8 protein-coding genes and 1 pseudogene are annotated in these 13302 nt (G+C 69.0%); 7 read left to right on the top strand and 2 right to left on the bottom strand.

The genetic code is table 11. The features are described from left to right. Nucleotides 1-210: 210 nt before the first annotated feature. Together thrH and BN3560_RS03775 are read left to right on the top strand one after the other, a co-directional pair. Nucleotides 211-813, top strand: a complete 603-nt coding sequence (gene thrH / locus BN3560_RS03780) for a bifunctional phosphoserine phosphatase/homoserine phosphotransferase ThrH (RefSeq protein WP_096227056.1) — start codon at nucleotides 211-213, stop codon at nucleotides 811-813. Nucleotides 814-827: 14 nt separating this feature from the next. Beyond that, nucleotides 828-1664 carry a TrmH family RNA methyltransferase gene (locus BN3560_RS03775; RefSeq protein WP_096227055.1) on the top strand — a complete coding sequence of 279 codons (837 nt, stop codon included), beginning with the start codon at nucleotides 828-830 and terminating at the stop codon, nucleotides 1662-1664. Nucleotides 1665-2033: 369 nt separating this feature from the next. Here BN3560_RS03775 and BN3560_RS03770 read toward each other — a convergent pair whose 3' ends face one another. Beyond that, nucleotides 2034-2996 carry an L-lactate dehydrogenase gene (locus BN3560_RS03770; RefSeq protein WP_096227054.1) on the bottom strand — a complete coding sequence of 321 codons (963 nt, stop codon included), beginning with the start codon at nucleotides 2994-2996 and terminating at the stop codon, nucleotides 2034-2036. A gap of 551 nt (nucleotides 2997-3547) precedes the next feature. Between BN3560_RS03770 and trpB the strand changes: the two genes are divergently transcribed. The 4 genes and pseudogenes from trpB (at nucleotide 3548) to fdhF (ending at nucleotide 10314) form a co-directional block, all read left to right on the top strand. Beyond that, nucleotides 3548-4732, top strand: coding sequence for a tryptophan synthase subunit beta (gene trpB, locus BN3560_RS03765; protein ID WP_096227053.1), 1185 nt, complete (start codon nucleotides 3548-3550; stop codon nucleotides 4730-4732). Then, nucleotides 4725-5607 (top strand): annotated as a pseudogene (gene trpA / locus BN3560_RS14655) (tryptophan synthase subunit alpha). Before trpB ends, trpA begins: the two are co-directional and overlap by 8 nt. 164 nt (nucleotides 5608-5771) lie before the next feature. After that, entirely contained in the window at nucleotides 5772-7610 is a 1839-nt protein-coding gene (locus tag BN3560_RS03755) for an NAD(P)-binding protein (protein ID WP_194075073.1), read from the top strand. After that, on the top strand, nucleotides 7603-10314 hold the full coding sequence (fdhF, locus tag BN3560_RS03750; RefSeq protein WP_096227052.1) for a formate dehydrogenase subunit alpha: 2712 nt from the start codon (nucleotides 7603-7605) through the stop codon (nucleotides 10312-10314). The genes BN3560_RS03755 and fdhF overlap by 8 nt, the downstream gene beginning before the upstream one ends. Before the next feature lie 78 nt (nucleotides 10315-10392). Here fdhF and ettA read toward each other — a convergent pair whose 3' ends face one another. Beyond that, nucleotides 10393-12072 (bottom strand): energy-dependent translational throttle protein EttA, encoded by a 1680-nt coding sequence (gene ettA / locus BN3560_RS03745; protein ID WP_096227051.1) that lies wholly within the window; start codon nucleotides 12070-12072, stop codon nucleotides 10393-10395. A gap of 234 nt (nucleotides 12073-12306) precedes the next feature. On the opposite strand from ettA, the gene BN3560_RS03740 reads away from it, so the two are divergent. Beyond that, on the top strand, nucleotides 12307-13293 hold the full coding sequence (locus BN3560_RS03740; RefSeq protein WP_096227050.1) for a helix-turn-helix transcriptional regulator: 987 nt from the start codon (nucleotides 12307-12309) through the stop codon (nucleotides 13291-13293). The last annotated feature ends 9 nt before the right edge of the window (nucleotides 13294-13302 follow it).

The raw sequence follows: 13302 nt of genomic DNA, 5'->3' as shown, positions 1-13302 counted from the left end.
GCCGGCGCGGGCAAAGCCTCGCGCGCTTGACGTCGCACGTGGTGGGAGAAGGGGCGGCTTGGCTGCCGCCGCTTCCCGGCGCGCGCATCCGGGCGACGAAACGACCGGGCGCGACGTGGCGGAACCGGGCCGGCTCGGGTATGCTGTAAGCCGCATCCGGCGGACGTGCGGGAGGCGTTCGGGAAACGTTCGAGAAGAGGGGTTGTACCTATGTATGTGACCTGCCTTGACCTGGAGGGCGTGCTCGTGCCCGAGATATGGATCGCGTTCGCTGAGGCGAGCGGCATCCCCGAGCTCAAGCGCACGACGCGCGACGAGCCCGACTACGACAAGCTCATGGCCTTCCGCCTGGACACGCTCGCAGAGCACGGCCTGGGCCTTCCCGAGATCCAGCGCACCATCGCCGCCATCGACCCGCTGCCGGGCGCGAGGGAGTTCTTGGACGAGCTGCGCTCGCAGATGCAGGTCATCATCATCAGCGACACGTTCACCCAGTTCGCGAGCCCGCTCATGGAGAAGCTGGGGTGGCCGACCATCTTCTGCAACGAGCTGGACATGACCGCCGACGGCCGGATCGCCGGCATCCGCATGCGCTGCCCCGAGTCCAAGCTCACCACGGTGCGCGCGCTGCAGTCATGCGGCTTCGACACCATCGCCGCCGGCGACAGCTTCAACGACCTGGGGATGATCCGTGCGAGCAAGGCCGGCTTCCTGTTCCGCAGCACCGACGCCATCAAGGCCGACAACCCCGACCTGCCGGCCTTCGAGGAGTTCGGCGACCTGCTGGCCGCCATCAAGCAGGCCGCCGCATAGGGAGAGGGCGACCTGTGCCGATCATCCATCTCGACGGGTTGGACGACCCGCGGCTCGCGGTGTACTCGGGCATGACCGACTCCCAGCTGCGCGACTGCCCCGACAGCGCGAACGGCCTGTTCATCGGCGAATCGCGCAAGGTGATCGAGCGCGCGCTGGCGACCGGCGTGCACATGTGCTCGCTGTTCATGGAGGAGAAGTGGCTCGACCAGACCATGCCGGTCGTCGAGCGCGCGCTCGCGGCCGACCCGGATATGCCCGTGTTCGTGGCCACGCGCGAGCAGTTCCACGCGCTCACCGGCTACGAGGTGACGCGCGGGGCGCTCGCGGCGTTCGAGCGTCCCGCGCTGCCGAGCGTGGAGGAGCTGTTGGCAGGCGCGCGCCGCGTGGCCGTGCTCGAGGACGTGGTGAACTACACGAACATCGGGGCCGTCTTCCGCTCGGCGGCGACGCTCGGCATCGACGCGGTGCTGGTCACGCCGTCGTGCCACGACCCGCTGTACCGCCGCGCCGCGCGCGTGTCGATGGGGACGGTGTTCCAGGTGCCATGGACACGCATCGGCAGCGTGCGCGACTGGGCGGCCGAGGGCGTGCCGCTGCTGCGCTCGCTCGGCTTCGTGACGGCCGCGCTCGCGCTGTCCGACGACGCCATCTACCTGCACGATGCACGCCTGCGCGACTGCGAGCGCCTGGCGCTGGTTCTCGGCACCGAGGGCGACGGCCTGGCCGCCTCCACGATAGCCGCCTGCGACTACACCGTGAAGATACCCATGGACCACGACGTGGACTCCCTCAACGTGGCCGCCGCCAGCGCCGTTGCGTTTTGGGAGCTGAGGACGAAGTGGCGATGAACGGCCCGTCTGGGCGGAGCGCCCCGGGCGCGGAGTCGAAGGAGTCCGTGCGACGACAGCCGTGATATTCCCAGCTGCTCCCGTGCGCCATCCGAACGAATGCGTTCCGCTCGCCCAGGCCGTCGCCTCCCTTGCTGCAAATTCGCCGAATTCGGCGGTTTGTGCCCTGTCTGAAGCCGATCTCGGAAGGTCGCCTGTGAGAAACGCCTGTTCACGGTAATTAGCCTTCAGGCTGGCTCGTTCGATATTGCCGAATTAGGTGAATTTGTAGCAAGATGACGTCTTTCATGTTGGCTATGGGCGTGTGCGGCGGTAGCGTCGCCTCAATCCAACGAGCATGCCTCGCTTGTGCGGAAAGGCGACGCTGTTCTAGTCCAGATTCAAGTCCAACCCGCCGATGATCCCCTGCAGCGTATTCGCGGACGCATGCAGCCTTGCCAGCTCGTCGTCGGAGAGCGGGCAAGGCACCTGGTACTCGATGCCGTCTTTGCCCACCACGGCGGGCATCGACAGCACCACGTCGTGCAGGCCGTGTACGCCGTGCTGGAAGTTCGACACGGGCAGGATGGGCTTCTCGTCGCGCACGATGGCCTCGCAGATGCGCTTCACCGACATGGCGATGCCGTAGTAGGTGGCCTTCTTCTTCGCGATGATCTCGTAGGCGCTGTTCTTCACGTCCTCGGCGATGCGCTGCATGGACTCGTCGTGGTCGAAATGGCCGCGCAGCTCGCAGAAGTCGTTCACGGGGATGCCGGAGACGTTCGCCGTGCTCCAGGCCGCGATCTCGCTGTCGCCGTGCTCGCCGATGATGCGCGCGTGCACGTTGCGCGGGTCCACGCCGAGGTGCTCGCCGAGGATGTACTTGAAGCGCGCGGTGTCCAGCACGGTACCCGAGCCGATCACGCGGTTCTCCGGCATGCCCGAGAGCTTCAGCGCCACGTGCGTGAGGATGTCCACCGGGTTCGACACTACCAGCAGGATGCCCTGGTAGTCGCGTCGGGCGATCTCGGGGATGATGGACTTGAAGATGCGCACGTTCTTGTGCACGAGGTCGAGGCGCGTCTCGCCGGGCTGCTGGTTCGCGCCGGCCGTGACGATGATGATGGCCGCGTCCGCCGCGTCGTCGTAGTCGCCCGCGTAGATGTTCATGGGTCCGGCGAAGGGCATGCCGTGCGCGATGTCGAGCGCCTCGCCCTCGGCTCGGTCGCGGTCGACGTCGATGAGCACCATCTCGGTGAACAGCTCGCTCTGCATGAGCGCGAACGCCGTGGCCGATCCCACGAACCCGCATCCGACGATGGCGACTTTCCGGTTGTTGGCGGCTTTGGCCATGTGAAGCCTCTCCCTAGTGTGGCGGTAGCGTATGAGCTCGAACCTACTGCAACGACGTGCCGGCGTCAAGGCCTCAAGGGTTTCGCCAAGGTTTCCCCGTTTGACAAAGCGCTGCGGGCGGGGGTATGATGCCAGCCAGTTTGAACCAAACCGTTGAGGTGGAAGTCAAAGCAGCTGTGCACGCACAGAGAGCCCGGGGTGCTGGGAACCGGGTCGGACGCAGGTTGCCAAATGGGCCACGGAGGGCGCGGTGAACGGTGGCGGGGTATCCCGGCCGCCCAGTATCTTGCGACGTGGGGGCATACGTCAGTTGCCGGAGATATGAGGGTATCTCGCAAAGCGCACGGCAGGACCGTGAAACAAGGTGGCACCGCGGGCTACAAGCTCGTCCTTGGCAAAGCAGACGCTTGTCGGGACGGGCTTTTTTCATGCCCTTCCGACGAAGAGGGCGACGCGGCGACGCGCCCCGCACTTGGGAAGGAACGGCGTGAGGCCGGCAGACTTGGGGCTGGTCGGCGCGCTGCAGACGGAGAGGGCAAGGAGGAGAGGCCATGGCCAAGGGAAGGTTCGGCATCCACGGGGGCCAGTACATCCCCGAGCTGCTGATGAGCGCCGTGGGCGAGCTGGAGGAAGCCTACGAGGACTGCAAGCGGGATCCCGCGTTCAACCGCGAGCTCGCCGACTTGCTGAACAACTACGCGGGGCGCCCGTCGCGCCTCTGCTTCGCCCGCCGCATGACGGAGGATCTGGGCGGCGCGAAGGTATACCTGAAGCGCGAGGACCTGAACCATACGGGCTCGCACAAGATCAACAACGTGCTGGGCCAGGCGCTGCTGGCAAAGCGGATGGGGAAGACCCGCCTCATCGCCGAGACGGGCGCCGGCCAGCACGGAGTGGCCACCGCCACGGCGGCGGCGCTCATGGGCATGGAGTGCGAGGTGTTCATGGGCCGCGAGGACACCGAGCGCCAGGCGCTCAACGTGTACCGCATGCGCCTCTTGGGCGCGCGCGTGCACGCGGTGGACGAGGGCACGGCCACGCTCAAGGACGCCGTGTCGGCCACGTTCCGCGAGTGGACGCAGCGCATCGACGACACGCACTACGTGCTGGGCTCCGTCATGGGCCCGCACCCGTTCCCCACGATCGTGCGCGACTTCCAGGCGGTCATCTCGCGCGAGATCAAGCAGCAGCTGGCCGAGGCCGAGGGTCGGCTGCCCGACGCAGTGCTGGCGTGCGTGGGCGGCGGGTCGAACGCCATCGGGGCGTTCTACCACTTCATCGACGAGCCGTCGGTGCGGCTTGTGGGCTGCGAGGCCGCCGGGCGCGGCGTGGACGGCTTCGAGACAGCCGCCACCGTCACCACGGGCAAGCTGGGCATCTTCCACGGCATGAAGAGCTACTTCTGCCAGGACGACCAGGGGCAGATCGCACCTGTGTACTCTATCTCCGCCGGGCTGGACTACCCGGGCGTGGGACCCGAGCACGCGGCCCTGCACGACGCCGGGCGCGCCGAGTACGTGGCCGTGACCGATGACGAGGCCGTGGACGCGTTCGAGTACCTGAGCCGCACGGAGGGTATCATCCCGGCCATCGAGTCGGCCCACGCGGTGGCGCACGCGCGCGTGCTCGCGCCTACCATGGGCCGGGATCAGATACTGGTGGTGAACGTATCCGGGCGCGGCGACAAGGACTGCGCCGCCATCGCCCGCTATCGAGGGGAGAACCTCCATGAGTAGCATCGAAACGGCATCTGCGCCTTCGACTGTCGCATCTGCTTCGGCATCGGTTGAGCTTTCGACCGCGGCGGGCACCGCTTCTGCTGCATCGTCGGCCGTATCCGCCGCCACGGGCGTCGCCCGCATCGCGCGCGCCCTCGAGGGCGGCGAGGCGCTTGTGCCGTTCGTCACCTGCGGCGACCCGGACCTGGAAACTACCGAGGAACTGGTGGTCGCCCTCGCCGGGGCAGGAGCGGCCCTGGTGGAGCTGGGCATCCCGTTCTCCGATCCCACGGCCGAGGGGCCCGAGGTGCGGTGCGACCGTCGATAAGGCATTCCAGCTGGTGAAGCGCGTGCGGGAGCGCACGGACGTGCCGCTCGCGTTCGTGACGTACGCCAACGTGGTGTTCTGCCATGGCGTGGAGCGGTTCGCGCGCCGCATGGCCGAGGCGGGGGTGGACGCGCTCGTCCTGCCCGACATCCCCTTCGAGGAGAAGGAGGAGTTCGCCGGCCCCTGCCGTGCGGCGGGCGTGGCGTTCGCCTCGATGGTGGCGCCTACGTCGGGAGACCGCGTGCAAGCGATCGCGCAGGGAGCGGACGGGCTCGTGTGCTGCGCCTTGTCGCTGGGGGCGGTGGGCGCGCAGGGGGATCCCGCCGAGGCCAAGGACCTGGTGGAGCGGGTACGGCGGGCGAACCCGGACGTCCCGTGCCTCGTGGACGCCGGTACCGCCACGCCCGAGGACGCCGCAGCGCTGGCGGCCGTGGCGGACGGCATCGTGGTGGGCGGCGCCATCGTGCGCCTGGCGGCCGAGCACGGCCGCGCGAGCGCGGGCCCGGCGGCGGAGTGTTTACGCACCCTGAAGGCGGCTATCGCAGAGGCTGCGGGCCGGGCGTAGGCTCTGAGCTCGTCCCGGCGAGGGCGCCCGCTCCCGGGCGGCACCTATCCGCCGCCCGTCGAAATTCCCGTGGGGTTTGCGGTTCCCGACGCGGCGGCGGCCGGGCGCGCGGCTGCTCTGCTATGATGCGGAGGTGTGATGGCGAAGCGAGCGGGGGAGGGTCATTGGCAAGGTTATCGGTGGCGCCCGGGGCGAAGGACGACGGGCGCATCGCCGCCTTTATAGAGAAGTACGCGCGGCGCGTGGAGGCCATGCCGCCGGGCACGTGCCCGGTCGTGGTGCAGCAGGCGCTTCTGCAGGCGGCTGCGGCGCAGACGTGTGGGAAGTGCGTGCCGTGCCGCGACGGGCTGCCGCGTCTGGCGGCTCTCGTCGGGCGCGTGGCGGACTGCGAGGCGGACGCGGGGACGCTTGCCGAGGTCCGCGCGCTGGCCGAGATGGTGCGCGGCACGTCGGACTGCGCCATCGGCTTCGAGGCGGCGAACGCCCTGCTCGAGGGCTTGGACGACTTCGCCGACGAGTTCGCGCGCCACGTGGGTGCGCGCTCTTGCGCCGCAGGCGTGGGCCAGACGGTCCCCTGCGAGACGCTCTGCCCGGCGCACGTGGACGTGCCCGGCTACATCGGCCTCGTGGCGGCCGGCGACTATGCCGGCGCCGTGAACCTGGTGCGCAAGGACAACCCGTTCCCCACGGCCTGCGCGTTCGTGTGCGAGCACCCTTGCGAGGCCCGGTGCCGCCGCACGCTCATCGACGCTCCGGTGAACATCCGCGGCATCAAGCGGTTCGCCGTGGACCAGGCGCCCGCCGACCAGGTGGCACCGCCGCCGCACAGTGTGGACACCGCGCGGAACATCGCCGTGGTGGGGGGCGGCCCGAGCGGGCTCACCTGCGCGTACTTCCTTGCGCTCATGGGGCACCGCGTGACGGTGTTCGAGGCGCGCAGCCAGCTGGGCGGCATGCTGCGTTACGGCATACCCGCCTACCGCCTTCCGCGCGAGCGCCTGGACGAGGACCTGCGCGGCATCCTCTCTGCCGGCTCCATCACGGCGCTCTGCGACACGCCGGTGGGCGCGCGCGAGATGGCCGAGATCGCCGAGAACTACTATGCGGTGTACGTGGCCGTGGGCGCGCAGGCGGGCAAGACGCTTGCGTTGCCGAACGCGGACGCCGCGGGCGTCATGTCGGCCGTTGAGCTGTTGGGCGCCATCGGCGATGGCGACTACCCCGACTTCACGGGCAAGAGGGTGGCCGTGGTGGGCGGCGGCAACGTGGCCATGGACTGCGCGCGCACGGCGGTGCGTGCTGGCGCCGAGGAGGTGTCCGTGGTGTACCGCCGCCGCAAGGAGGATATGACGGCGCTTCCGGCCGAGGTGGAGAGCGCCGTGGCCGAGGGCGTGGAGTTGGTGGTGCTGCAGGCGCCCGTGGGCATCGAGGTGGACGGCGAAGGGCGCTGCACGGCGCTCGCCACGCAGCCCCAGATGATCGGAGCCGTGCGCGCAGGCCGCCCTGCGCCCGTGGCGGCCGACAAGCCGCAGGAGCGCATCGCGGCGGACATCGTGCTCATAGCGGTGGGGCAGGGCATCGAGACGGAGCCGTTCGAGGAGTTCGGCATGGAGACCGTCCGGGGCTGCTTCGACGCCGACGAGGGCTTGGCGGCCGCGGGGTATGACAACGTGTTCGTGGGCGGCGACTGCCAAACGGGGCCGGCCACGGTCATCCGCGCCATCGCGGCGGGCAAGGTGGCCGCGCGCAACATCGATGCGTACCTGGGCTGCTCGCACAAGCTGGCCTGCGAGGCCTCGGCCCCGCAGGCCCCGCCCAACGACCGCACGCCCAAGGGTCGCGTGGAGCTGGTGGAACGGCCGGCGCGCGAGCGCAAGCGCGATTTCCAAGACGTCGAGTGCGGTATGAGCCGCGAGGAGGTCGAGCAGGAGTGCGGCCGCTGCCTGCGTTGCGACGTGTTCGGCTGCGGCTCGACCGAGGAAGGCAGGGAACAGTATGCCTAGCGTCACGATAGACGGCATCGCGCGCGAGGTGCCTGCGGGCACGACCGTGCTGGAGGCGGCGCGGGAGGCGGGCATCCGCATCCCGACGCTCTGCTACTTGAAGGATGTGAGCGCCGTCGGCTCGTGCCGCGTGTGCGTGGTGGACGTGGAAGGCCTCGACCACCCGGTGCCGTCGTGCTCGACGGCCGTATGGGACGGCATGGCCGTGACCACCGACTCGCCGCGCCTTGCGGCCTACCGCCGCATCGCGCTCGAGCTGATCATCGCCGACCACGGGCAGGGCGCGGGCGCCCCGTGCTTCTCGTGTGACAAAAACGGCGCCTGCGAGCTGGCCGACCTCTGCCGCGAGTATGGCGTGGAAGGCCCGGCGCACCCGGCGCCGCGCGCGCCGGAGCCCGTGGTTGAGGGCAACCCGTTTTTGCGCTACGACCCGAACCTGTGCATCCGCTGCCAGCGCTGCGTGGGCGCCTGCAACGCCGCCGCGCGCAACCATGCGCTGCGCACGGGCAAGCGCGGAACGCGCACGACCGTCGAGGCCCCGTTCGGGCCGGACTGGCGCGCGAGCGCCTGCGAGTCGTGCGGCAACTGCGCGCAGGCGTGCCCTACAGGCGCGCTCGTGGAGAAGCGCCGCGGTGCCTACCGCTCGTGGGAGACGGAGCGCGTGCGCACCACCTGCCCGCACTGCGGCGTGGGCTGCCAGCTGGACCTCGTGGTGAAGGACGGCCGCATCGTTGATGCGGAGGGCGCGCCGGGGCCGTCGAACAAGGGGCTGCTGTGCGTGAAGGGCCGCTCCGGCAGCTTCGACTTCGTCGATGCGCCCGACCGCTTGACCGCGCCGCTCGTGCGCAATGCCGCCACGGGCGAGCTCGAGCCTGCCAGCTGGGACGACGCGCTCGACCTGGTGGCGCGCCGCTTCGCCGAGCTGCGCGACGAGTACGGCGGGGAGGCGCTTGCGGCCTTCGCCTGCTCGCGGTCCACCAACGAGGACATCTACCTGTTCCAGAAGATGGCACGCATCAGCCTCCACACGAACAACGTGGACTGCTGCGCGCGTGTTTGACACGCTCCCACCGTCGCCGGTCTGGCGACCATGCTTGGCTCGGGAGCGATGACGAACTCCATCGACGACGTGTGCCGGAAGGCGGACGTGGTCATGCTCGTGGGGTCGAACCCCGAGGAGGCCCATCCGGTCATCGGCATGCAGCTGCGCGCCGCCGTGGAGCGGGGCTGCCGCCTCATCGTGGTGGACCCGCGCGACATCGGGCTGGCCGCGCAGGCGGACCTCCATTTGAAGCTGCGGCCCGGCACGAACGTGGCGTTCGCGAACGGCATTGTGAACGTCCTTTTGGCCGAGGGCCTCTACGATGCCGAGTTCGTGCGCGAGCGCACGGAGGGCATCGAGGTGCTGGCCGCCACGGTGCGCGACTACACGCCCGCGCGCGTGGCCGAGATCTGCGGCATCGACCAGCGCGACCTCGTGTCCGCCGCGAAGATGTACGGAGGGGCGGGCGCGGCCGCCATCGTGTACTGCCTGGGCGTGACCGAGCACTCCACCGGCACCGACGGCGTGATGGCGCTCTCGAACATCGCCATGATCACGGGCAACCTCGGCAAGCCCGGCGGCGGCGTGAACCCGCTGCGCGGGCAGAACAACGTGCAGGGAGCCTGCGACATGGGTGCCGGCCCGGACGACCTGCCGGGCTACCAGAAGGTGGCCGACCCCGAGGTGCTGCGCCGCTTCGAGCGCGCCTGGGGCGCGAGCCTGCCGCGAGAGCGCGGACTCAAGGCTACCGAATGCTTCCCCGCCATGCTGGAGGGGCGTGTGCGCGGCCTGTACCTGTTCGGCGAGGACCCGGTGCGCACCGACCCGGACACGGGGCACGTGCTGCGGGCGCTCGCGGCGCTCGACTTCCTCGTGGTGCAGGACCTGTTCCTCACCGAGACGGCGAAGCTGGCCGACGTCGTGCTTCCCGGCCGCAGCTACGCGGAGAAGGAGGGCACGTTCACGAACACCGAGCGCCGCGTGCAGCGCGTGCGCAAGGCCGTGGAGGGGCCGGCGGGGCCGCGGCTGGACACCGACGTGTTCACGGAGGTCATGAACCGCATGGGCTACGGGCAGCCGCGTTTGACCGCCGCGGAGGTCATGGAAGAGATAGCCTCGGTCACGCCGTCGTACGGCGGCGTGGGCCATGTGCGCCTCGACGGCGACGAGGTGGCCGGGCGGGGCCTTCAGTGGCCGTGCCCGCACGCGGGGCACCCCGGCACGCCCATCCTGCACCGGCACGAGTTCGCGCAGGGGGTGGGCGCGTTCTCCACGCCGGACTACCGGCCGTCGGCAGAGCTTCCCGACGAGGAATACCCGCTGGCCATGATGACGGGCCGCGTGCTCGCCCAGTACAACGCCTGCGCGATGACCGGGCGCACCGAGGGCCTGGGCGCGCTGTCCGGCAGCTCGTTCATCGAGCTGAACGATGCCGACGCCGCCGCTCTCGGCATCGCCGACGGCGACCGGGTGCGCGTGACGTCGCGCCGCGGCTCCCTCAAGACCACGGCCCATGTGTCGGACAAGACTAACCCCGGCCAGACGTGGATGCCCTTCCACTTCCAGGACGGAAACAGCAACTGGCTCACCATCGCCGCCCTCGACCCCGTGTCGAAGGCTCCCGAGTACAAGGTGTGCGCCGTGCGGGTGGAGAAGGCATAGAAAAGCGGCGGCCGAAGGGCCGCCGCTCGCGTTGCGGGGAGATGGGGTAGGCTTGGACCGCCCCTTGCTCGCTTTCGCCTAGTCGCGGGTGAGCTTGCGGTGGAGGCGGTGGGGCTTGGAGGCCTCGGGGCCCAGGCGCTCCAGGCGGTTCTCCTGGTAGGCCTCGAAGTTGCCCTCGAACCACGTCCAGTTGCCGGGGTTCTCGTCGGTGCCCTCCCAGGCCAGGATGTGCGTGGCCACGCGGTCGAGGAACCAGCGGTCGTGGGACGTCACCACGGCGCAGCCAGGGAACGCCAGCAGCGCCTCTTCCAGGCTGGCCAGCGTCTCGGTGTCCAGGTCGTTCGTGGGCTCGTCGAGCAAAAGCAGGTTGCCGCCCTTCTTGAGCGTGAGCGCCAAGTTCAGGCGGTTGCGCTCGCCGCCGGAGAGCACGCCGGCCGGCTTCTGCTGGTCGGAGCCCTTGAAGCCGAAGCTGGCCACGTAGGCGCGGCTGGGGATCTCCGTGTCGCCCACGATCATGAAGTCGTTGCCGCCGGAGACGACTTCCCACAGCTTCGTGTTCGGGTCGATGCCCTCGCGGTTCTGGTCGACGTAGCTGATCACCACGGATTCGCCGATGTCGAGCGTGCCGCCGTCGACCGGTTCCAGGCCCATGATCATCTTGAACAGGGTGGACTTGCCCACGCCGTTCGGGCCGATGACGCCCACGATGCCGTTCGGGGGCAGGTCGAACGACAGGTCGTCGATGAGCACGCGGTCGCCGAAGGCCTTGTGCAGGTGGCTCGCCTCGATGACCTTCGCGCCCAGGCGGGGCGGCACGGGGATCTGGATCTCGTTGTAGTCGAGCTTCTTGTTCGCGCGCGCCTCGGCGGCCATCTGCTCGTAGGCGGCCAGGCGCGCCTTGCTCTTGGCCTGGCGGGCCTTGGGGCTCGAGCGCACCCACTCCAGCTCCTTCTTCAGCTTCTTCGCTAGCTTCTCCTGGCTCTGGCCCTGCGCCTCGATGCGGGCGGCCTTCGTCTCCAGGTAGGTGGAGTAGTTGCCCTTGTAGGGGAAGAGGCTGCCGCGGTCCACCTCGCAGATCCACTCGGCCACGTGGTCGAGGAAGTAGCGGTCGTGCGTGACCGCCAGCACCGCGCCGGGGTAGTTCCGCAGGAACTGCTCAAGCCAGAGCACCGATTCCGCGTCCAGGTGGTTCGTGGGCTCGTCGAGCAAGAGCAGGTCGGGCGCTTCCAGAAGCAGGCGGCAGAGCGCCACGCGGCGCCGCTCGCCGCCGGAGAGGTGGTCGACCTTTTCATCGGGGTCGGGGCACTGCAGCGCGTCCATGGCCTGGGAGAGCTGGCTGTCCAGGTCCCAGCCGTTCGCGGCGTCGATCTCGGTCTGGAGCTGGCCCATTTCCTCCATGAGCGCGTCGAAGTCGGCGTCGGGCTCGGCCATCTCCATGCCGATGGCGTTGAAGCGCTCCACCTTCGCGAAGATGTCGCCGAAGGCCTGCTTGATGTTCTCGAGGACCGTCTTATCCTCGTCGAGGGGCGGTTCTTGGAGCAGGATGCCCACGGAGTAGCCCGGCGTGAGGCGCGCCTCGCCGTTCGTGACCTCCTCGATGCCGGCCATGATCTTGAGTAGGGTGGACTTGCCCATGCCGTTCGGCCCCACGACGCCGATCTTCGCGCCGGGGTAGAACGACAGCGTCACGTCGTCGAGGATGACCTTGTCGCCGTGCGCCTTGCGGGCCTGATGCATCTGGTAAATGAATTCTGGCATGTCGAGCTTTCTGGGTCGGGGTTCGTTCGTGCACGCGCTATTGTCGCACGAGCGCGTGCGTTTGGCCACGTGCGCGCACAGATTCCGCACCGTCTCCGGTGGACGCCCTGCTCCCTGGAGAGGGCGTCTCCCGTGTTTTTTGCAAGGATGTACCGAAAAGGGGATAGATAGGCTATACTGGCAACCTGCCGGTCCGAAGACGGGCCGCACCGCATCGCTCGAAGGAGGAACCCTATGGCCGTCAACCGCCAGAAGCTCAAGCTCCTGTACCTTATGCGGATGCTCGAGGAGGAGACCGACGCTGAGCAGGGCCTCACGATGTCGCAGATCCTCGAGCGGCTGGAGGCGCAGGGCATCACGGCCGAGCGCAAAGGCATCTACCGCGACATCGAGGCGCTGCGCGAGTTCGGCCTGGACGTGCGCACCTACCAGCGCGCGCCGGTGGAGTATGCGCTGGAACGGCGCGACTTCGCCTTCCATGAGCTGTTGCTGCTGGTGGACGCCGTGCAGAGCTCGCGCTTCCTCACGCAGCGCAAGAGCGACGCGCTGGTCGAGGCCGTGAAGAGGCTCGCGTCCGCCCGCCAGTGCGCGCTGCTCGACAAGCGCCTGCATGTGGAGGGCCGCATCAAGATGCAGAACGAGTCGGTGTTCCACAGTGTCGACCGCATCCAGGAGGCCATCGCGCAGAAACGGCAGATCTCGTTCGTCTACTTCAAATACGACGCGGCCAAGGAGAAGGTGCTCCAGCACGGCGGCGAGCGCTATGTCGAGACGCCCGTGCAGCTCGTGTACGCCGAGGGTTACTACTACCTGGTCGTGTTCAACGAGAAGCACGACGACTTCGCCACCTACCGCGTCGACCGCATGGATCGCATCAAGATCACGGACGCGCCCGCCGTGAAGAACGAGCGCATCGCCACGTTCGACGCCCAGGAACTCGAGGGCCGCGCGTTCGGCATGTATTCGGGCGAGTCCGTGGCGGCTACCCTCCTGGTGAGCGGCGAGGCCATGGGGGCGATCATCGACCGGTTCGGCAAGGACGTCGAGTCCCTGCCGGCGGGCGAGGGCTGGGCGCGCGTGTACGCCACGGTCATGAAAAGCCCCGTGCTGTTCGGCTGGCTCGCGCAGTTCGGCGACCGGGTGCACATCGAGAAGCCCGCCTCGCTCGCGGCCGAGTATCGCGACTACCTGGCGGGCATCGTCGCCTCGTACGGGGAGTGACGCCTCGGC

Source organism: Gordonibacter urolithinfaciens (genome assembly GCF_900199375.1).
Taxonomy (GTDB): domain Bacteria; phylum Actinomycetota; class Coriobacteriia; order Coriobacteriales; family Eggerthellaceae; genus Gordonibacter; species Gordonibacter urolithinfaciens.
The sequence above is the reverse complement of the archived record's forward strand: the minus strand, read 5'-3'. Positions and strand labels throughout refer to the sequence as shown.